This window comes from Streptomyces daliensis (assembly GCF_054782395.1).
Genome location: NZ_BAAGSO010000078.1, coordinates 123,625 through 142,800 on the forward strand (window position 1 = coordinate 123,625; position 19,176 = coordinate 142,800).

At 70.7% G+C, this 19,176-nt stretch carries 19 protein-coding genes; 8 read left to right on the plus strand and 11 right to left on the minus strand.

All coding sequences use genetic code 11. The features are described 5' to 3' along the window. Positions 1–112 precede the first annotated feature (112 nt). From ACYVOO_RS17615 to ACYVOO_RS17640, 6 genes are all read left to right on the plus strand, one after another. Positions 113–748 carry an HAD family hydrolase gene (locus ACYVOO_RS17615; protein ID WP_461016695.1) on the plus strand — a complete coding sequence of 212 codons (636 nt, stop codon included), beginning with the start codon at positions 113–115 and terminating at the stop codon, positions 746–748. Positions 749–815: 67 nt separating this feature from the next. After that, positions 816–1,997, plus strand: coding sequence for a helix-turn-helix domain-containing protein (locus ACYVOO_RS17620; protein WP_461016581.1), 1,182 nt, complete (start codon positions 816–818; stop codon positions 1,995–1,997). 378 nt (positions 1,998–2,375) lie between these two features. Then, complete coding sequence (locus ACYVOO_RS17625; RefSeq protein ID WP_461016582.1) at positions 2,376–2,732, plus strand: hypothetical protein; 357 nt, start codon at positions 2,376–2,378, stop codon at positions 2,730–2,732. Then, positions 2,729–3,067 carry a hypothetical protein gene (locus ACYVOO_RS17630; protein WP_461016583.1) on the plus strand — a complete coding sequence of 113 codons (339 nt, stop codon included), beginning with the start codon at positions 2,729–2,731 and terminating at the stop codon, positions 3,065–3,067. Before ACYVOO_RS17625 ends, ACYVOO_RS17630 begins: the two co-directional genes overlap by 4 nt. Next, the gene (locus ACYVOO_RS17635; RefSeq protein ID WP_461016584.1) at positions 3,064–3,285 is read left to right on the plus strand and encodes a hypothetical protein; all 222 of its coding nucleotides are present in this window, start codon (positions 3,064–3,066) and stop codon (positions 3,283–3,285) included. Before ACYVOO_RS17630 ends, ACYVOO_RS17635 begins: the two co-directional genes overlap by 4 nt. A gap of 12 nt (positions 3,286–3,297) precedes the next feature. Further along, the gene (locus tag ACYVOO_RS17640) at positions 3,298–3,792 is read left to right on the plus strand and encodes a hypothetical protein (RefSeq protein WP_461016585.1); all 495 of its coding nucleotides are present in this window, start codon (positions 3,298–3,300) and stop codon (positions 3,790–3,792) included. 446 nt (positions 3,793–4,238) lie between these two features. On the opposite strand, the gene ACYVOO_RS17645 is transcribed toward ACYVOO_RS17640, so the two are convergent. Next, positions 4,239–4,715: a Dps family protein gene (locus ACYVOO_RS17645; protein WP_461016586.1), complete on the minus strand. Its 477-nt coding sequence runs from the start codon at positions 4,713–4,715 to the stop codon at positions 4,239–4,241. A 91-nt stretch (positions 4,716–4,806) separates the two neighbouring features. Further along, positions 4,807–5,721 (minus strand): SRPBCC family protein, encoded by a 915-nt coding sequence (locus ACYVOO_RS17650; protein WP_461016587.1) that lies wholly within the window; start codon positions 5,719–5,721, stop codon positions 4,807–4,809. A gap of 235 nt (positions 5,722–5,956) precedes the next feature. Between ACYVOO_RS17650 and ACYVOO_RS17655 the strand changes: the two genes are divergently transcribed. Then, positions 5,957–6,793, plus strand: a complete 837-nt coding sequence (locus ACYVOO_RS17655) for an alpha/beta fold hydrolase (protein WP_461016588.1) — start codon at positions 5,957–5,959, stop codon at positions 6,791–6,793. 135 nt (positions 6,794–6,928) lie between these two features. Here ACYVOO_RS17655 and ACYVOO_RS17660 read toward each other — a convergent pair whose 3' ends face one another. After that, positions 6,929–7,762 (minus strand): thioesterase family protein, encoded by an 834-nt coding sequence (locus tag ACYVOO_RS17660; protein ID WP_461016589.1) that lies wholly within the window; start codon positions 7,760–7,762, stop codon positions 6,929–6,931. A 224-nt stretch (positions 7,763–7,986) separates the two neighbouring features. Between ACYVOO_RS17660 and ACYVOO_RS17665 the strand changes: the two genes are divergently transcribed. Beyond that, a complete protein-coding gene (locus ACYVOO_RS17665) occupies positions 7,987–9,444 on the plus strand; it encodes an aldehyde dehydrogenase family protein (RefSeq protein ID WP_461016590.1) in 1,458 nt (485 codons plus the stop codon). A 47-nt stretch (positions 9,445–9,491) separates the two neighbouring features. Here ACYVOO_RS17665 and ACYVOO_RS17670 read toward each other — a convergent pair whose 3' ends face one another. The 8 genes from ACYVOO_RS17670 to ACYVOO_RS17705 all read right to left on the minus strand — a co-directional run bounded on the left by ACYVOO_RS17670 (position 9,492) and on the right by ACYVOO_RS17705 (position 18,993). Then, positions 9,492–10,148 carry a trimeric intracellular cation channel family protein gene (locus tag ACYVOO_RS17670; protein WP_461016591.1) on the minus strand — a complete coding sequence of 219 codons (657 nt, stop codon included), beginning with the start codon at positions 10,146–10,148 and terminating at the stop codon, positions 9,492–9,494. Between the two features lie 112 nt (positions 10,149–10,260). Next, the gene (locus tag ACYVOO_RS17675; RefSeq protein WP_461016696.1) at positions 10,261–11,343 is read right to left on the minus strand and encodes an ABC transporter ATP-binding protein; all 1,083 of its coding nucleotides are present in this window, start codon (positions 11,341–11,343) and stop codon (positions 10,261–10,263) included. Positions 11,344–11,366: 23 nt separating this feature from the next. After that, entirely contained in the window at positions 11,367–12,596 is a 1,230-nt protein-coding gene (locus ACYVOO_RS17680; RefSeq protein ID WP_461016592.1) for an ABC transporter ATP-binding protein, read from the minus strand. Next, a complete protein-coding gene (locus ACYVOO_RS17685) occupies positions 12,593–13,591 on the minus strand; it encodes an ABC transporter permease (protein ID WP_453347230.1) in 999 nt (332 codons plus the stop codon). The genes ACYVOO_RS17680 and ACYVOO_RS17685 overlap by 4 nt, the downstream gene beginning before the upstream one ends. A 146-nt stretch (positions 13,592–13,737) precedes the next feature. After that, the gene (locus ACYVOO_RS17690) at positions 13,738–15,507 is read right to left on the minus strand and encodes an ABC transporter substrate-binding protein (protein ID WP_461016593.1); all 1,770 of its coding nucleotides are present in this window, start codon (positions 15,505–15,507) and stop codon (positions 13,738–13,740) included. A 277-nt stretch (positions 15,508–15,784) separates the two neighbouring features. Beyond that, entirely contained in the window at positions 15,785–16,786 is a 1,002-nt protein-coding gene (locus tag ACYVOO_RS17695; RefSeq protein WP_461016594.1) for an ABC transporter permease, read from the minus strand. A gap of 503 nt (positions 16,787–17,289) precedes the next feature. Then, positions 17,290–18,063, minus strand: a complete 774-nt coding sequence (locus tag ACYVOO_RS17700; protein WP_461016595.1) for an enhanced serine sensitivity protein SseB C-terminal domain-containing protein — start codon at positions 18,061–18,063, stop codon at positions 17,290–17,292. Positions 18,064–18,219: 156 nt separating this feature from the next. Continuing rightward, positions 18,220–18,993, minus strand: coding sequence for an enhanced serine sensitivity protein SseB (locus ACYVOO_RS17705; protein WP_461016596.1), 774 nt, complete (start codon positions 18,991–18,993; stop codon positions 18,220–18,222). Between the last annotated feature and the right edge of the window lie 183 nt (positions 18,994–19,176).

Consider the following 19,176-nt stretch of genomic DNA (forward strand, 5'->3'; position numbering starts at 1 on the left):
CGGGATGGTCCGACCGTACGGCCGGGGCGGATGTTTCGCCTGCGCACAGCGATACAGTACGGCTACCCGTGCCGCGCGGGGCCAGGGTCAGGCTCGTAGGGTTCGTCGAGTGATGGAAAGCATCGTCTTCGACGTCGGCGAAACCCTTACCCGCGACGACCGGTACTGGGGTTCCTGGGCGGACTGGCTCGGCGTGCCCCGCCACACTCTCTCCGCGCTCGTCGGCGCTGTCGTCGCACAGGGCCGCGACAACGCCGACGCCGTCCGTCTCGTGCGTCCCGGCATCGACATCGACGCCGAGCGCGCCGCGAAGGAGGCCGCGGGGGCGGGGGAGCAACTGGACGAGACGGACCTGTACGAGGATGTACGGCCGGGCCTGGCCGCACTGCGCGACGCCGGGTACGGGGTGCACATCGCGGGGAACCAGACAGCGCGGGCGGGCACGCTGTTGCGGGGCCTGGAACTGCCGGCCGACAGCATCTCGACCTCTCAGGAATGGGGCGTCGCCAAGCCGGACCCGGCGTTCTTCGCACGAGCACTCCAGACGGCGGGGACCGCCCCGGCCCAGACCCTGTACGTCGGGGACCACCCGGCGAACGACATCGCCCCTGCCCGCGCGGCCGGGCTGCGCACGTGCTTGATCCGGCGCGGCCCGTGGGGGCACCTGTGGACCGGCGACGCCGGCATCCCGGCGGACTACCGGGTCGACAGCATCCTCGACCTGCCCGACATCCTCGCCCGCCCGTAAGAAGGCACACTTCGGCAGAGCGCTGCGCGCTACCGTTCCATGTGGCTGCACGGAACGGAGGCCCGTGATGTTCTCTGACCCTCGCGTGGGCGCTGGTGAGCACATCGCCGCAGCGCGGCAGCAGGCCAAGCTGACGCAGAGGGAGCTGGCGGACGCCTCCGGTGTCTCATACGGAACGATCCGCGCAATCGAGCGCGGGGCCCGGCTGCCCAGTGAGAGCACGCTGGACTCGATCGCCGAGGCCCTGGCGGTGGACCCTTCCCGGCTGCTCGGCCACCGCGGGCGCACCAGCTCCCGGGTGCACGACGAACTGCCCGCGCTGTCCCGTGCTGTCGCGACGTACGACAATCCGGAGGACGGCCCGGTCCGGCCACTGCACGAGCTGAGCACCACGGTCTCGGAGCTGGTGAACTGGCGGGTGAGCGCCCAGTACCTGCGGATCGCCCGCCGCGCACCGGAGTTGCTGATGGAACTGTCGCGCGCCCTGCACGCGGCTGCGGCAGGCGAGAGAGTTGAGACGACGCGGCTGCTGGTCACCGCGTACCGGGCGGCGGACGCGGTGGCCTACAAGTACGGGCACCAGGACTTGTCCGCCCGACTGGTCGAGCTGATGCGGTGGGCCGCGCCCGCAGCGGAGGACCCTCTGCTGGACGCGGCAGTCGCGTACGTGCGCACCGAGGTCTACTTCGTGGCCCGGGCGCACGAGGCGGGGCTGCGCGCTCTGGAAGCCGCGCTCGACGCGGCACCGCACGGTGAGGAGGTCCCGGAGCGGGCGGCACGCGGGGCGTTGCACATGCGCGCGGCGGTCATCGCCGGACGAGCGGGCCGCGCCGAGAGGGCCACACACCACCTGGACGAGGCACGCCGACTGGGCGACGCGGTACCGGAGGGCGTGTACCAGGGCACAGCGGTAGGGCCCAGTTCGGTGCGTGTGCACGAGGTCTCCGTCGCGGTCGGTCTGGGAGGGGACCATCTTCAGCGGGCGCTGGACATCGCACACGAGTGGACTCCTCCGAAGGATCTGCCTGCGGAGCGCCGCTCGGCGTTCTACATCGAGGTGGCGCGGGCGCAGATGTGGGAGGGGCGGCCGGATGACGCGTTCGAGTCGCTGAAGGTCGCCCGGCGATACGCCCCTCAGCATGCGCGCGAGCATCCGTGGGTGCGGGAGGACATCGCCAGGCTGCGGCGGATCAAGCGCGCTGACAGAGAAGACCTGTCGAACTACGCGGCCTGGTGCCACGCCGTGTAAGCCCCCCGTACGGGCGACGGCAACTGCTACCGCTTGTAGCAGTTGTGGCAGTCGACGCTGGCCACTATTTCCTCTGTCCGCAGTCCGCAGGCAGAGGGGAACGGCCATGAGTAAGGCTGCGTCCACGGCTCCCGACGTGGCTCACCAGCGCATCAGTATCGCCCGCCTGCACGGTGAGGCGTGCATCGACTGCGGGGCGGTCCACCAGAGGCTGTTCCCCGCAGGCACGCTCAGAACGATGACGGAGCGCGGGGCCCGCGTCTGGTCGGTCGTGACGTGCACGCTTCACCAGGCACGTGGCGGTGCGCGATGAGCGTGACAGGCACGACACCATGGGCTCCACCCACCGGGGTCACCGCCGTATTGGAGCCCGCAGGGGTGCATTGGGACGCGGCCACCGTCCCCGCATACCTGGGGGACCGTATCCTGGCTCGGCTCGGCCGTGAGTCGGGGGCGGTCATCCGCGACCCGTACGGGCACCGGCTGACCTGGCTGGTGCCGCCCGGCACGACACGCGAGTGGACGGTGCCGGAGACCTCGTGGGTGCAACTGCTCAGCATCGCGCAGCATCTGACCATCCCGCCTGGCTGGTGCACCCGCTCCGCCTTCACACACTGGATACGGAGCTGGGACCCGCACGGGCTCACCGACGCACGGCTGCTGTACGTGGTGCTGGACGCGGTGATCCGTGCTGAGCACGGGCCCCGCGAGTACGAGAGCGGGGCCGGGCGGTGAGCCCGCGCCTCTCGTCCGTCGCCGTGCGCTGCGTCCGCTGCCGCCAGCGGCCGGGCACGGTGGAGATCTACGTCATGTCCAGGGATGCGGCAGCCCCGCGCACTGTTCCGGTGCGGATCTGCGACGACTGCGCGGCACAGGCCGCCGCGTCCTGCTTCCGCTGCCGCCAGGCCCCCGGCACACAGGTTGTCCTCGACCTGTACTCGGGCGACGAGCGGGGAGCGAGCCCGCAGACACGCACACGCACCGTCCCCGTAAAGGTCTGCGACCGCTGCGCGGTCGACATCGCCACCGAAGACGAAGCCCGCGCCGCGAGCACGGTGGCGGAGCGGTGACCGGCCACGCGTGCGAGGTGGAGGGCGACGGTCACGTGGGCCCCGTCATGCGCTACCTGCCCACAGCACGCTATCCGTGGCACGAGCCGGTGTGGCTGTGCCCCGGGCACGGCGCCTACCTCCCCCTCGCCGCCATCCGAGCCGACGTCACAGGCGAGACCGTCGCCCGCGCCATCACCGTCTTCACCGGCGCCGGAAAACACCCCACCCACCACTGACCTGGAGCAGCCGTGCCCCGTGACCACACCGTCCTGATCCCCGCCGACCCCGACGACGTCTTCTACGACCCCCACGGCTGGGCAACGTCATCGGGTTTCCCCGTCGCCGTCCTGGAAGGCCAGCAAGCCCACTTCGTCATGCGCCGCATCCAAGACAGGGCCGTACGCCTCATGTACGAACTCCCCCACGGCACCGCGTTCCTCACCAGCTACCCGCGCCCCATGCCCTCCGGACAGGTCATCGAGATCATGGAAGGCAACCTCGCCACCCTCCTCACCGCCCACGCCTGCCACGCCCTCCGCCTCCGCGAGAAGGGCGAACGCATCACCGTCAACGGCGAACCCCGCGACTGCCTCAGCACCCTCCTCGCACCCCGCCACTGGTGGCACGCCCGCCACACCCGCATCGGCAAAGCACTGCACCACGACGGCCGCACCGTCATCCTCACCGCACCCCTCGTCGGAGGACGCACACTCCAACTCACCACCGTCACGCCCACAGCATGAGCAGACCCGCACCGGCCACCGGCCGGGAGTCGGCCACGGCCGGGAGGGGACGTGGTGGGGTGTCCCCGCAGGTCGAGACGAACGACGGCGGAAAGCCGCACACGAGACCTTCACGCCGAGGAGACACCCCACCACGGCACCGACCCCCACCACACAGGCACCCCATAACCACCGGCACAAGCCAAGAACCACGCGGCGCCAGCCGCACCGCACCGCAACCACACGCCGCGCCGAAGCCACCGGCCAGGCAGCCGAACACGACGCCAAGCCACACGCGCAGCGCCCCCGTGACGCGGCACAAAAACCAGCGCGGGACCCAACGGCACCCACCACACCGGAACCGTCCCGCGCAACACCCCCGACGAAGAGGGCAGCCCCCGGCGCGGACGGCCGGGCGCCGCGACACAGGCGTCCGGGCAGCTCAGATCCGCGATCGCGGTCTGGCCTCAGCTCCTGTTCTCGGCCTGGAACATCCAGTGGTGCTTCTCCAGCTCGCCGATCATGGAGATGAAGATGTCCTCGGTCACCGGATCCACCTCGCCGACCGACTTCATGCGCACGCGCGCCTTGCCGATGACCGCGCTCAGGGCGCTGACCATGGCCTGGACAGCGTCGGTGTCCTGCTGCCAGCCGTCCGCGACCTTGTCGATGACGCTGCCCGAGGCCACGGAGGCGGCGCGCCCGTCGGGGGAGACGCCGACGGCCGAGGCGCGTTCGGCGACCGTGTCGGAGTAGCCGCGGGCGGTGTCGACGACCTCGTCGAGCTGGAGGTGGATGGACCGGAAGCGGGGGCCGACCACGTTCCAGTGGATCTGCTTCGCGACGAGGGAGAGGTCCACGAGGTCCACCAGTGCGCCCTGGAGCGCCCCACCGACGATCTTGAGGTCCTCTTCCGGAAGTGTGCTCTTGACTGCGTTCGCCACGGCGGGATCACTTTCTCTCGAATGTCACCTTCGCCATCCAAAGTACATGTATCACTAGAAAATAGGACAACCGGGACCGCTGTCCCGCCCCCTACGCCCCCAGCAGCAGCCCCGCGAACCGCTCCACCCGCGCACGCCCCGCCGCCAGGGCGCCCCGTTGCCGCTCGTCGTCGCCGGGTGGCCCGGTGAGGGTGAGGACGAGGCGGGCGCCGTGGCCCGTGCCCTCCGTGAACTCCCACCGGACGCGCCCGCCGGGGCCGCCCCCGGCCAGCCACTCGCGCTCCAGGAGTACGGGAGGGTCGGCGGCGGTCTCCCCGCCCAGGGGGAACAGCTCCGCGTCCACCTCCGGGTCGAGCCGTTCCCAGGCGACCTCGGCCGGGCGCACGAGCTGCCGCTCGAAGCGGACCTGCCAGCCGCCTCCCGGCAGCACCGAGGAGACGCCCTCGGACAGCGCGAACTCGCGCACGTAGCGCTCGTGCGTCGCGGCCATGTCGTCCGGGTCGCCCTCCGGGACGGGCTCGCCCGAGAGCAGCGCGGCCAGCCCGGCCACGCAGGCGCTCCAGCCGGTGGCGAAGCTGGCGGCGCCGTAGCGGTCGTCGAAGGAGTGGACGAGGGTGAGCACCGAACCGCCCTCCCCCTCCGAGCCGCCCGTCCCGTCCGGGGCGACCTCCCAGCGCAGGTGGTCCCCCTCCCATGTGAAGGCGAAGACGCGCGGCGGATCGAACTCGGTGACCTCGCCACCCGTCGCGGGCTCCTCGCCAGGGAAGGCGAAGGCGACCCCGCCCCCGACGAAGGGTTCGGCCTCGACGGCCGCCGGGAACCAGTGCACGAGCTGCTCCGGCTCGGTCAGCGCGCGCCACACCTTCTCGGGCGGGTGGGCGAGCCGCCGCTCCAGCCGGATGGCCGGGCGGGCGCCCCCGGTGCGCAGCTCGTCCTTCTTCCTGCCCGTACGGGCCGACGCCGGGCCGCCCCGGTCCGCCTGCTCCCTGTTCCGGTCCTCGTTCATCGGTCTGCCTCGCCTGGGGTCGGGGGTCGGGGTCGGGGTCGGGGGACGGGCGTGCTCCGGCCCGTCCAGCATCGCGCCCCGCGGGTGTTCCGTCGCGCCGAAGGCCCCCCGAAGGAACCCGCCCCCCTCCACCGGTGTCCGCCGGCACCCCGCGTACCGCCCTTGGCGTGAATCTTCGGGTGAACGTCATTTACGACAATGGTGCGGCCCCCTCCCCCACCCCACCCTGGGAGGCATGACCGACGACTGGAACCTGGACCGCACCTACGACAGCTCCTCGGGCACGGTCCGCTGGGCCACCTTCGGCACGCCGGGAGACCCGCCCGTCGTGCTGCTGCACGGCACCCCGTGGTCCTCGTACACCTGGCGCGGCACGGCGCGCGCCCTCGCGCCGCGTCACCAGGTCTTCGTCTGGGACATGCCGGGCTACGGGCACTCGGCCAAGCACGAGGGCCAGGACGTGTCACTGGCCGCGCAGGGCAGGGTCTTCGCCGAGCTGCTGGCGCACTGGGGTCTGGAGCGGCCCGCCGTGTTCGCGCACGACTTCGGCGGCTGCGTGGCACTGCGCGCCCATCTGCTCCACGGGGCGCGGTACGAGCGCCTCGCGCTGGTCGATCCAGTGGCTCTCGCGCCGTGGGGGTCGCCCGCCTACCGGCTGCTGGGCGACCGGGCCGAGGTGTTCGGGCAACTGCCGCCCGCGCTGCACGCGGCGCTGGTGCGCGAGTACATCCGCTCGGCCAGTCACCACGGGCTGCACCCGGCCGTGCTGGACCGGCTCGTCGCACCGTGGCTGGGCGAGGCGGGCCAGAGCGCCTTCTACCGGCAGATCGAGCAGAACGGCCAGCGCTGGACGGACGAGATCGAGGGCCTCTACGGGCAGGTCGAGCCGCCCGTCCTCATCTGCTGGGGCACCGCAGACACCTGGATCCCCGTGGACCGGGCGCAGCGCCTGGCCGGGCTGATCCCGGGCTCCCGGGTCCGGCTCGTCGAGCGCGCGGGCCACCTCGTCCAGGAGGACGCCCCCGCCGAGCTGACGGCCGCGCTGCTGGGCTTCCTCCACGAGGCCGGATAGCCGACGGGGCCAGGAAAAGGGCAGGGGCCCCTCCGACGGCGAGACCGGACACCGTCGGCGGGGCCCCTCCCGGCCCGGCGCGCTCAGCCTCAGCGGCGCTTCTTCAGCGTCGACGCGTCGGCACAGGCGCCGACGTCACTTCAGCGCCCGCGCCAACTGCCGGGCCTGCGTGACGAGACGGTCCTCGCTGTCCCAGATCTCCGTGTCCTCCTCCAGATAGCCGCCCGCGAGGTTGCGGGTGGTGATGGAGACGCGGAGCGGCCCGGGCGCGGGGCGGCAGCGGACGTGCACGGTGAGTTCGACGGTGGGGACCCAGCCGCTGAGCCCCAGCTCGAAGGCAGTGGGCGGCAGCGCGTCGACGGCCATCAGCAGCGACAGCGGGTCGGCGTCGCGCCCGTCGGCCAGACCGAACCAGGCGCGCATCTTCCCCTCGCCGCTGGGGGCGCCGACCGCCCAGCCGCAGGTGGACGGGTCGAGCCGCAGATCGAGCCGCTTGCCCATCTCGGGGCCCGCGTCCTCGCCGCCGGGCTGGTCCTTGGTGCTGAAGCACTGCTCGGGCGGCGGGAAGGCCGGGGGCTTCGCGCTCGTCCGCACGTCGTCGGGCAGCGCGTCGAGGTCGCCGTAGGTGGCGATGACGCGGATGCGCTCGACCTCCTCGCCGTCCTCCTCCGTCTGGAACAGCCCCGCGGAGCCGGTGGACAGGGTGCGGCCGACGCGCGCGGTGTCCGTACGGATGACGGCGGGCCCCGCGGTGGACGCGGTGAGGTAGTGCGCGCTGACGGTGAAGGGGTCCGGGTGGGGCAGCGCCTCGCCGAGCGCGCGGCAGATGACGGCCAGGAGGTAGCCGCCGTTGAGCGCGTGCCCGATGGCCCAGCCCGGGGAGAGGCTGACGTCATAGACGCCGGGCTCGCGCGGATGGATCGCGGTGTCCCGGTCGAATTCGCTGCGGCTGAGGGTGGCGTCGGACATGTACCGCACGGTACACGTAAATGTTACCCGTCGGTAGTCCGACTTTGGACGACCTCCGTCCGGTCGGCCTCCGACGGGCTTTCCCAAACGGCCCCCGCGCCCCTTCCCCGTACGTAACATGGTCCGCCCCCTCGAACGCACGGCTGTGCGGCCGTACCCCTGTGCCCCCGTACGGCCGTACCTCCGCTCCACCCGGAAGTCCGCTCCACTCGGAAAGGGGCGTCATGTCCTCCTTCAAGGGCGCCGCACCGCAGTACATCGACGGCGAGTGGCGCCCAGGCGCGGGCGCCTGGGACATCATCGACTTCGACCCGTGGACCGGGGAGAAGCTGGCCGCGTTCACCGTCGCCACCGCGCGGCAGGTCGACGAGGCGTACCGCGCGGCCGAGCGCGCCCAGCGCGACTGGGCCGCCGCGGGCCCCTACGCGCGGCGCCCCGTCTTCGAGCGGGCGATCCGACTCATCGACGAGCGCGCCGCTGAACTGACCCAGGCCATCGTCAGCGAAGTGGGCGGCACCCATGTCAAGGCGGCATACGAACTGCGCCTGGCCAAGGAATTCCTGCGCGAGGCGGTCCGGCTGGCGCTCGGCCCACAGGCCCGCATCCTGCCCTCGGTCACCGACGGTAAGGAGAACCACGTCCACCGCGAGCCGGTCGGGGTGGCCGGGGTCGTCAGCCCCTTCACGTTCCCCTTCCTGCTCTCCCTCAAGTCCGTCGCGCCGGCCCTCGCGCTCGGCAACGCCGTCGTCCTCAAACCCCACCAGAGCACCCCGGTCGTCGGCGGCGTGCTGGTGGCCAGGGTCCTGGAGGACGCGGGGCTGCCGCCCGGCGTCCTCAACCTCGTCGTCACCGACATCGCCGAGATCGGGGACGCCCTCCTCGACCACCCCGTGCCCAAGGTCATCTCCTTCACAGGATCCGACCGCACGGGCAGACACGTGGCCGCCGTCGCCGCGAGCGGCTTCAAGCGCTGCGTACTGGAACTGGGCGGCAACAGCCCCTTCGTCGTGCTGGACGACGCCGACGTCGGATACGCCGTGGACGCCGCCGTCTTCAGCCGCTTCGTCCACCAGGGGCAGGGGTACGCGTGCGCAGGGCGGGTGCTGGTGCACCGCGCCGTGTGGGAGGAGTTCACCGCAGCCTTCGTCGAGCGGACCCGCACGCTGAAGGCGGGCGATCCGCGGGACCCGGAGACCGTGATCGGGCCGCTCATCACCCCCGCGCAGGCCGACGCCGTCTCCGCGCTCACCGCGCAGGCCCTGGCCGAGGGCGCCACGGCCCTGCTGCGGGGACGCGTCCGGGGCTGTCTGGCCGAGCCGACGGTGCTGACGGACGTGCCCGAGGGCTCCGCCGTGCTGCGCCAGGAGATCTCCGGTCCCCTGGCCCTGCTGGTGCCCTTCGAGGACGACGAGGAGGCGGTCAGGATCGCCAACGACACCCCGTACGGGCTGGGCGGGGCCGTGCACACTCGGGACATCGAGCGCGGGGTCGCGCTGGCCCGGCGCGTCGAGACGGGGATGTTCCACGTCAACGACGCGACCGTGCACGACGAGCCACTCGTCCCGTTCGGCGGCGAGAAGAACTCCGGGCTCGGGCGGCTGAACGGGGACGCGGCGCTGGAGGCGTTCACCACCGAGCGCTGGGTCTCGGTCCAGCACCGCCGCAGCGGCTTCCCCTTCTGACCCCTCCAGGCCCGGTTTCCGGCGCCGCCCACCCCCGCCTCGTACCGCTACCCCTCGTCGGCCGCCGTGCTGTGGCGGCGCCAGGCGCGCGGGGCACGCCAACCGTAGGTGAGCGCCAGCAGCCGCAGCACGAAGCCGAGCGCGGCGGCCAGCGTCATGGTGAGCGGGTTCAGTTCGCCGAGGTGGATGAGCAGCGCGACGGCCGAGGCGCCGACGACGGCCGGCACGGCGTAGATCTCGCGGTCCCAGCGCAGCAGCGAGGGCACCTCGTTGGCGAGCACGTCCCGCAGCACCCCGCCGCCCGCCGCCGTGGCGAGGCCCAGCGCGGCCGAGGCGGGCAGTCCGAGCCCGTACTCGTGCGCCTTGATCGTGCCGGTGACGCAGAAGAGGCCGAGCCCGGCCGCGTCGAAGACGTTGACCGCCTTGTTGATGCGCTCGACGTGCGGGTGCAGGAAGAAGACGAACACGGCCGCGATGAGCGGGGTGACGAAGTAGCCGAGGTCGGTGAAGGCGGCGGGCGGGACAGCGCCGATGACGACGTCGCGGAAGAGGCCGCCGCCGAGCCCGGTCGCGGCTGCGAGGGTCGCGATGCCGAAGACGTCGAAGTTCTTGCGCACGGCGAGCAGCGCGCCGGAGATCGCGAAGACGAAGATCCCGGCGATGTCGAGCCAGTGCTGCACGTCCGGGTCGTAGAGGTGGTCCACCTGCCCTTTTCTACACGGCTTCCGCGGAGGCGCGCGTTCCGCGCAGAGCAGGACCGCCCCCGCCGGGGCCACGGCGGGCCCACGGCGGGGGCGAAGAGGTACGAAGGGCGCGTTACGCCGTCACGAGCGGCTTCTTGTCCTCGGGCCGCTGGTCCTCCGCGTTCTCGGGGTGGTGGCAGGCGGCCTCGTGGCCGGGCGCCAGCGCGACCAGCGGCGGCTCCTCGGTCTTGCAGACCTGCGTCGCCTTCCAGCAGCGGGTGTGGAAGCGGCAGCCCGACGGCGGCTTGATCGGCGAGGGCACGTCGCCCTGGAGCAGGATGCGCTCACGGCCGCCCTGCTTCTTGCGCCGCGGGTCGGGCACCGGCACCGCGGACAGCAGGGCCCTGGTGTACGGGTGCATCGGGGACGCGTAGAGCGAGGCGCGGTCGGTCAGTTCGACGATCTTGCCGAGGTACATCACCGCGATCCGGTCCGAGACGTGCCGGATGACGGAGAGGTCGTGGGCGATGATCACGTAGGTGAGGCCCAGTTCCTGCTGGAGGTCGTCCAGCAGGTTGACCACCTGCGCCTGGATGGAGACGTCGAGCGCGGAGACCGGCTCGTCGGCCACGACCAGCTTCGGGTTGAGCGCGAGGGCGCGGGCGATGCCGATGCGCTGGCGCTGGCCGCCGGAGAACTCGTGCGGATAGCGGTTGTAGTGCTCGGGGTTGAGCCCGACCACCTCCAGCAGCCGCTGCACCTCCTTCTTGACGCCGCCCTCGGGCGAGACGCCCTGGAGCTTGAAGGGGGCGCTGACGATGGCGCCGACCGTGTGCCGGGGGTTCAGCGAGGAGTACGGGTCCTGGAAGATCATCTGGACGTCGCGGCGCATGGGCCGCATCCCGCCGACGCCGAGGTGGGTGATGTCCCGCCCCTCGAACTCGATCTTCCCGTCCGTGGGCTCCAGCAGCCGCGTGATCAGCCGCCCCATCGTGGACTTGCCGCAGCCCGACTCGCCGACGACGCCCAGGGTCTCCCCCGCGCGCACGTCGAAGTCGATGCCGTCGACCGCCTTGACGGCGCCCACCTGGCGCTTGAGCACGCCCTTGGTGATGGGGAAGTGCTTCTTCAGCCCGGAGACCTTCAGCAGGGACTCGCCCGGCTCCGGCTCGGCCTTGGTCCCGGCCTCGCCCCTCGTCTGTTCGGGGATCGTCATCCGCTCGTCCTCGCTCGCGCCGCTCACAGCTTCGGGGCAATCTCTTCGTTCCAGATCCGCTCCCGGTCCTCCCGCTCCATGTGGCAGGCCGACAGATGGCCCTCGCCCACATCGCGCAGCTCGGGCCGCAGGGTGCGGGTGACGCCGCCCTTGGGCACGTCCGCGTACGGGCAGCGCGGGTTGAACGCGCAGCCGTCGGGGATGTTGATCAGGCTGGGCGGGGAGCCCTTGACCGGGATGAGGCGTTCGGTCTGGTCGCGGTCGATGCGCGGCATCGAGCCCAGCAGGCCCCAGGTGTAGGGGTGCTGCGGCTCGTAGAAGACCTGCTCGGCCGTGCCGTACTCCACGCACCGGCCGCCGTACATCACCAGGATGTCGTCGGCCAGCTCGGCGACGACGCCCAGGTCGTGGGTGATGATGATGACCGCGGAGCCGAACTCCTTCTGGAGGTCCCTGATCAGGTCCAGGATCTGGGCCTGGACGGTGACGTCCAGCGCGGTGGTGGGCTCGTCGGCGATGAGCAGCTCGGGGTTGTTGACCAGCGACATCGCGATCATGGCGCGCTGGCGCATGCCGCCGGAGAACTCGTGCGGGTAGCTGTTGACGCGCTGGTCCGGCTGCGGGATGCCCACCCGGTCGAGGAGTTCGACGGCCCGCTTGCGCGCCGTCTTCTTGTCGACCTTGTGGTGGACGCGGTACGCCTCGACGATCTGCTGGCCGATGGTGAAGTACGGGTGCAGCGCGGACAGCGGGTCCTGGAAGATCATCGCGATCTCGCGCCCGCGCAGCTTGCGCACCTCGTCCGGGTCGCTGCTCAGCAGCTCCTGCCCGTCGAGCCAGATCTCGCCCGACATCTTCGCGCGTTGACGCCCGTACTGGCCGACCGTGTGCAGGCCCATGATGCCCAGCGACGTCACCGACTTGCCGGACCCGGACTCGCCCACGATGCCGAGGGTCTTGCCCTTCTCCAACTGGAAGGTCAGCCCGTCGACGGACTTGACGAGGCCGTCCTCCGTCGGGAAGTGGACGCGCAGATCGCGCACCTCCAGGAAGGAGGTGGGCGGGCGGCCTTCGGCCACGGGCTCGGCGACGGCCGAGGCACCGGTGCGGCTCAGCGCGTCCCCGCCCTCGCCGGTGGCCGCGCCCTTCGCGGGTGCCGCGTCCGCCGCCTCGGGCGCCGTGTCCTTCTCGGTCACCGCCGGGGCCGCCTGTTCGCTCTGCTCGCTCTGTTTCTTGTCTTTCGGGTCTGTCATCCGAGCCTCACTCGGGGGTCGATCACGGCGTACAGGATGTCCACGATGAGGTTCGCGATGATGACGGCGGCCGACGTGATCAGGACGACGCCGAGGATCAGCGGCAGGTCCCGGTCACTGATCGCCTTGAGCACCGCCTGCCCGAGTCCGGGGATGCCGAACGTGGTCTCGGTGAGGATCGCGCCGCCCATCAGGGCCCCGAGGTCGATGCCCAGCAGCGTGAGGATCGGGGTCATGGTGGAGCGCATGGCGTGCTTGCCGATGACGACGGGCTCGGTCAGCCCCTTGGCACGCGCGGTGCGGATGTAGTCCTCGCCCATCACCTCCAGCATGGTGGCTCTGGTCATGCGGGCGTACATCGCCCCGTGCAGGAAGGCGAGGGTGATCCAGGGCAGCAGGAGCCCCCCGAACCAGGCCGTCGGACTCTCGGAGAACTCCACGAACTCCCCGTCGACCCAGCCGAGCCCGTACGAGAAGATCGCCAGCGAGAGCAGACCGGTGAAGTAGATGGGCAGCGAGACGCCGCCGAGCGCGATGCCCATCGCGACGCGGTCCCACAGGGTGCCGCGCTTGAGCGCCGAGATGACGCCCGCCGCGATGCCGAAGATCAGCCAGATGATGGCCGCACCGACGGCCAGCGACAGCGTGACGGGGAAGCGGTCCTCCAGCGTGGGCCAGACCGCCTGCTCCGTGCGGAAGGAGTAGCCGAAGCAGGGCGCGGAGCAGTGGATCGTGTCCCCGCCGCCCGTGTAGTCGCGTCCGACGAGGATGCCGCGGACGAACTCGAAGAGCTGGACGAAGATCGGGTCGGCCAGACCCAGCTTCTCCCGTACGCCCTCGATCGCCGCCTTGTCGGCCTGCTTGCCGACGTACATGGAGGCGACGTCGACGCCTGTCCACTTCGGGATCAGGAAGAAGATGCCGAAGGTCACCAGCATGACGATCAGCAACATCACGATGACGGCGAACAGCCGCCTGATGAGATATGCGAGCACTGCACTCCGGCCCGTTGGCCGCCCGGCGGGGACCGCGCCCCCGGAGATCGTCCGGGGGCGCGGTTCACCGGGCCACCTCCGCGGCCCTCACCTGCCCTTCGTGCCTAGCTACTAGCGGCGGGTGCGCCGACGGAACGTGCGGTCGGTCACTTCACGCCCAGGGAGGCGTAGTCGTAGAACCCGTTGTTGTTGGTGGTGGTGTAGACGTTGGTCAGCCGGGAGCTGCGCCACTTGATGTTCTTCTCGAAGACGAACGGCAGGTAGACGGCGTGCTCGGAGACCTTCTTGTTGATCTCGCTGTAGATGCCCGCGGCTTCCTCGGGCGTCTCGGCGGCGATGGCCTCGGAGAACATCTTGTCGATCTCCGGGTCCTTCAGCTCGCTGTAGTTGTTGTTCCCGTTGGGCAGGATGTACTTCGAGTGCACCAGCGGCATCATGTAGCCCTGACCGGACGCGAAGTCCGGGCCCCAGCCCATGATGATGATCCCGTAGTTCTTCTTCTTGACCACGTCGGGGTTGCCGATGATGCCGGTGGTCTGGGCGCCGTCGTACTGGTCCAGCTCGGCCTCGATGCCGACCTTCTTCAGCGAGGCCTGGAGCGACTCGGCGGACTTGACCTCGACGTCCTTGTTGTTACGGACGGCGATGGTGGTCTTGAAGCCGTCCGGCTTGCCGCACTTCTTCAGCTCCTCCTTCGCCTTCTCCGTGTTCGGCTTGCCGTCGTTCTTGGTGGCGCCGTACGGGTCGTACGAGGGGTCGCTGCCCGGGACCGTCTTCGGCAGCATGTTGGTGCCGATGTCACCGCCCGCGAGGGGGCCGCCGCGCGCCGTCTGGAGCGACTTCTTGTCGGCACCGTAGATCACGGCCTTGCGGCAGTGGATGTTGTCGAACGGCTTCACCGTCTGCGGGAAGACCGCGTAGCGGATGTAGCCGGTGCTCGGGTTGTCGATGTTGCCGCGGTGGTCCTTGATGGCCTTGGCGCGGCCGGCGGCGCTGAGGCCCGTGCCGTTGATGTCGACGTCGTAGTCACCGTTGATGAGACGGTTGTCCATCTCGTCGGCGTTGGTGATCAGACGGAGCGTGATCTTGTCCGGGAGCGCCTTGCGCACCTCGTCCGTCGACCGCTCCCAGTGCGGGTTGCGCACCAGCGTCATCGACTTGTTCGGGGTGTACGCCTGCCACTTGTACGGGCCGGCCGAGAAGGGCTTGAGGCCGTACTTGCCCTTGGTGTCCTTGTCCTGCCGGACGGGGGCGCCGGAGGGCATGGCGAGCATCTGCTCGAAGTCGACGTTCGGCTTCGGGAGCTTGAAGACGATGGTCTTGTTGTCGGGCGTCTCGATGGCGTCCAGACCGAGCTTGTCCTCGGCCTTGTCCTTGTACGGGCCCTTGTACTTGCCGTCGGGGTCCAGGACGTCCTTGAGGTAGACCGGGCCGCCGGAGATGACGTCCTGCGCCCAGATGCGCTCGATGCCGTACTTGATGTCCTTGGAAGTGATGGGCTTGCCATCCTCCCACTTGATGTCGTCCTTGAGCTCGTACGTGTAGGTCTTCTTGTCGTCCGAGATCTTGGCGTTGGACTTGGCGAGGTCCGGGACCAGCTCTTCGCTCTCCTTGCCCGGGGCTGGCTTGGCGGTGATGAGCGTGCGCGTGTAGTACCGCGCGAAGTCCCACATGAAGCCGTAGTAACCACGCTGCGGGTCCCAGGAGTCGGCGTCCTGGGTACCGATGTACTTGAGCGTGCCGCCCTTCTTGTCCGACGGGTTCAGCAGCTTGGCGCTCGCCTTGTTGTAGCCGGGCCCGCCCTCGCCGTCGCCGTCGCCGCCATTGCCGCCGCACGCCGCGGTGGACAGCAGAGCCGCGACCACAACGGCCGCCGCCGCGGCCTGTTTGCGCCTCGATGAGCGTTGAGTTGTCACGATCTCGCATCCTCCGTGTGGGTCACGGCCCGTGCGCTGTGCAGGGCCGGGGATTCGATGGGGCTAGGGGGTGTCGTCAACGTCCCGTCTGGGCCGCGCCGCCTGGCACGCACGCTCGCGACGTTGTCGGTCGTCAGCGCAGCCCGCTGCGCTTTCCTCCTCCGCCTTGCGATCGCACGCACCAGACGCCGCGGCCCCCGGCCTGGCGGCCGGACGACGCTACGTTGACGACACCCCCTGGCAGCCGCTCGCATCATCAGCGGGTTCGCTCGCTTCATCAGCGGGTTCCCTTCGGGTCGAGGGCGTCGCGTACGCCGTCGCCGAAGAGGTTGAATGCCAGTACGGTCACGAAGATCGCCGCCCCGGGGATGATCATGAACATGGGGTCGGCCTCGTAGGTCTTGATCGCGTCGGACAGCATCTTTCCCCAGGACGCGGTGGGCGGCTTGACGCCGACTCCGAGGAAGCTGAGCGCGGCCTCGGTCAGGATGTTGGTCGGGATCATCAGCGTCATGTAGACGGTGATGGGCGCGATCAGGTTGGGCAGCAGCTCCTTGAAGAGGATGTAGCGCCGCCCGGCGCCGAGGCTGCGCGCGGCCTCGATGTACTCCCGCTCGCGCAGCGACAGCGTCAGCCCGCGCACGATGCGCCCGATGTACGGCCAGCCGAAGAGGCCGATGACGGTGACCAGGACACCGATGCGCAGCCCCGTACCGCTCAGCCCGAACAGCTCGTTCGGCACGACCGAGATCAGCGCGATCGCGAACAGGAGCTGCGGGAACGAGAGGAGCATGTCCATCACGCGGCTGATGACCGCGTCGAGCCAGCCGCCGAAGTACCCGGCCATGGCACCGAGCAGGGTGCCCAGCGCCACCGCGACGATGGCGGCGAGGAAGGCCACCAGCAGCGAGATGCGGGCGCCGTAGACGACCCGGCTGAACACGTCGCGCCCGTTGACCGGCTCGACGCCGAACAGGAAGTCGGGGCTGATGCCGCCCCAGGCGCCCAGCGGGGTGCTGGTCAGCGGGTCGATCTTGTCCTCGTGGTACTCGTTCGGCGGGTGCCCGAGCAGGCTCACGATGAGCGGCGCGAAGATCGCCACCAGCACCAGGAACAGCACGACGCAGCCGCCCGCGAGGGCCAGCTTGTCGCGCTTGAGACGGGTCCACGCGATACGGCCGAGGGAGCGCCCCTCGACCGCCGTCCTGGCGACCTCGGCGGCTGCCTCCGCGTTCGCCGCGTCGGACACCGGGGTCGGCTCGTGGATTGGTGCCGTCATGGTGGTGAGAACCCCTTCTCGGCCGGTGGTGACCAGCCCACGTCCGCCGCTGTAGCGGCCAGTTCGCAAGCAGTTCGTACACAAGGCCGATGGCCCTATGGCTCGGGAGTCTTCAACGCGCTCACGATCACCCGCCAGACTTCAAGGGGAAAGGATGCGCAACTGTGATGTGACGCGACAGCTTCCGTTATGCGGACGGAAGTTGACGTTGAGCGGTGCCGGACGCGTGGGTATGTACGGTTCTGGTCCCCCTGCGCACAGGCGATTCCCACCTTCCGGAAGAGGGCGGGAAAAGGCCGGGAAGGGGTCGGGAAAGAGCCCCGGTAACGGCCCGCGAAAGGGATCGGGAAAGGGCCGGGAGGACCGGGGAAAGGCGTCGAAAGGCGCGGGAAAGCGCGGAAAGACGCCGAAAGCCGGGAAAGCCGAGGAAAGGGCCGGGGGAAGCCGGAGAGGCCGGAGAGGCCGGAGAAGTCAGGGAAGCGCGGGAGAACGGGCGGGCGGAGTCAGTACGGCCTGGGGTACCCGTACCCGAAGCCGGGGGCCGCCGTCGGAGCCGCGCCCGCGTGCGGCGCGTCGCGGTCGAAGAACGGCCGCGAATTGCGGCGCAGCCACATCGCGACGGGGTCGAAATCGTCCGCCATGGAGACGCTGGAGACCGGCAGCCCCTCGGGCACCGCCGACACCGACTGCTGCATCATCTGCCGGACCGCTTCGACGGAGGACTCGGCGCCGTCGTACAGATCGAGACCGATGGCCAGATACGGGGCGCCCAGCGCGGGCTGCACCCAGCAGCGGCGCAGCGAGCGCACGGCGGGGGTGCGGTGCGCGTTGTGGGTCAGCAGGGCGTAGAACTGCGGGATTTCCAGGGCCGGTTCGGAGATGCGCAGGGGTCCTGCCGGGAGGCGGTCGAGCCCTGTGGCGATGCGCCGCAGGTCCAGCCAGGGGATGCCGACGCCGCCGCCCGGGGCGTGCGGATTCAGCCAGATCCCCCAGCGCTCGGGGAAGAGGGCCGTGGCGATCTCGCGCCCCGTCACCACCTCGTGCGCGCGGTTCCAGCCGGAGGCGGCCAGCTCCTGCGCGGAGGTGACGCACGGCGCGTAGCCGTAACCGGCCACCTCCATGTTCCCGTACTGCGCGTCGGGCGAGCCCGCCTGGCCGGTCCAGAGCAGCATCCACATCTGGCTGTCGGCGAGCGCGTCCAGCAGCGCCTCGTAGGTGTCGAACCGGCCCGGCGACACCTGCTTCAGCAACTGTTCGACACTGCCTCCCGCGCTCACGTAGCCGCCCCTTCTCCCGCATCGGTCACCCGCTCCGGGCACGCTCGTGCGCCCCGCCCCGTCATCAAACCAGCTTACGAGCCGGATACGACATGAGTCCCCGTACTCGGGTCCCGGTTATCCGGCTCGCGCGTTTTTCGTCCCGACAGCTCCGGGCTAGGTCTCCCGCGTGTAGAAGGGCCGCACGCACTGGCGCATCCACTCCACCACCGGGTCCTGCGCGGCATCCAGCAGGACGAGCTGGACCGGCCACTTCACGGGGGCCCTGCCCAGCGCCCTGCCCAGCGCGTCGTGTGCGGCCTGGCGGGATTCGGGGTCCAGCAGGTCCAGTTCGACGCCGACGAAGAGCGAGGGCGGCTCGCCCTCGGTGCTGGCGAGGGCGCGTCTGGCCGTACGGAGAGAGGGCAGCACCGCGAACTCGCCCGCGGCGGCGCCGAGGAAGTCCACCGGCTCGTCCTGCCAGTCGGGCTCGAAGAGCCTGACCCGCGCGCCACGCGCCACGCCCCAGGCGGCCTGCTCCGAGGGGGTGTTCGCGCACAGTTCGGCGACGGCCTCGGGGGGCAGCGGCATGCCGACGGTGCCCTCGGGGTTCACGGCGATGCCCACCTGCGGCGGCAGCCCGCGCGCGAACTCGCGCGCGGGCGCGACGGTGAAGGACATGTGCGAGCCCACGACCTGGAGAAACTGCTGCTCCGAGCTGAAGACGGGGACGTAGGGCGCCCCTTCGAGCTGGATCGTCGGCAGATCGAGGTTCGGGCTGTCGGGCCCGCCGCCCTCGGGCAGCGGCACCCAGACGCTGCTGCGCCCGAGCACCTCCAGCAGCCGGGCGCCCGCGTGGGGCACTTCGAGGGAGGCCGCGAGGGTTTCCTCCAGCTCGTTCCCGGGCCAGCCTCCACCGTGGCCCGGTCCGTACTGCTGCGGAAAGGTCATGGGGGCAACCCTAGCCGCGGCCCTCTGAGCTGCGTCGGGGAGGCGGTCGAAGTGACGGGGCGCGGGCGCGGGCGTAACCCGGATGCTCACGTATGGCGACCGTCCAGTTGCGGAGCGCACCCAACCCTCGAAGGGTGGTTCTCGTCCCTATCGACCTATGTCGGTACCTAACGGAGGAATCTC

Bases quoted from the DNA above. Each gene is read 5' to 3' on its own strand.
- ACYVOO_RS17680 (WP_461016592.1), bottom strand. From the start codon at position 12,596: ATGACAGACCCGAAAGACAAGAAACAGAGCGAGCAGAGCGAACAGGCG.
- ACYVOO_RS17705 (WP_461016596.1), bottom strand. From the start codon at position 18,993: ATGACCTTTCCGCAGCAGTACGGACCGGGCCACGGTGGAGGCTGGCCC.
- ACYVOO_RS17655 (WP_461016588.1), top strand. From the start codon at position 5,957: ATGACCGACGACTGGAACCTGGACCGCACCTACGACAGCTCCTCGGGC.
- ACYVOO_RS17620 (WP_461016581.1), top strand. From the start codon at position 816: ATGTTCTCTGACCCTCGCGTGGGCGCTGGTGAGCACATCGCCGCAGCG.
- ACYVOO_RS17660 (WP_461016589.1), bottom strand. From the start codon at position 7,762: ATGTCCGACGCCACCCTCAGCCGCAGCGAATTCGACCGGGACACCGCG.
- ACYVOO_RS17695 (WP_461016594.1), bottom strand. From the start codon at position 16,786: ATGACGGCACCAATCCACGAGCCGACCCCGGTGTCCGACGCGGCGAAC.
- ACYVOO_RS17615 (WP_461016695.1), top strand. From the start codon at position 113: ATGGAAAGCATCGTCTTCGACGTCGGCGAAACCCTTACCCGCGACGAC.
- ACYVOO_RS17675 (WP_461016696.1), bottom strand. From the start codon at position 11,343: ATGACGATCCCCGAACAGACGAGGGGCGAGGCCGGGACCAAGGCCGAG.
- ACYVOO_RS17650 (WP_461016587.1), bottom strand. From the start codon at position 5,721: ATGAACGAGGACCGGAACAGGGAGCAGGCGGACCGGGGCGGCCCGGCG.
- ACYVOO_RS17665 (WP_461016590.1), top strand. From the start codon at position 7,987: ATGTCCTCCTTCAAGGGCGCCGCACCGCAGTACATCGACGGCGAGTGG.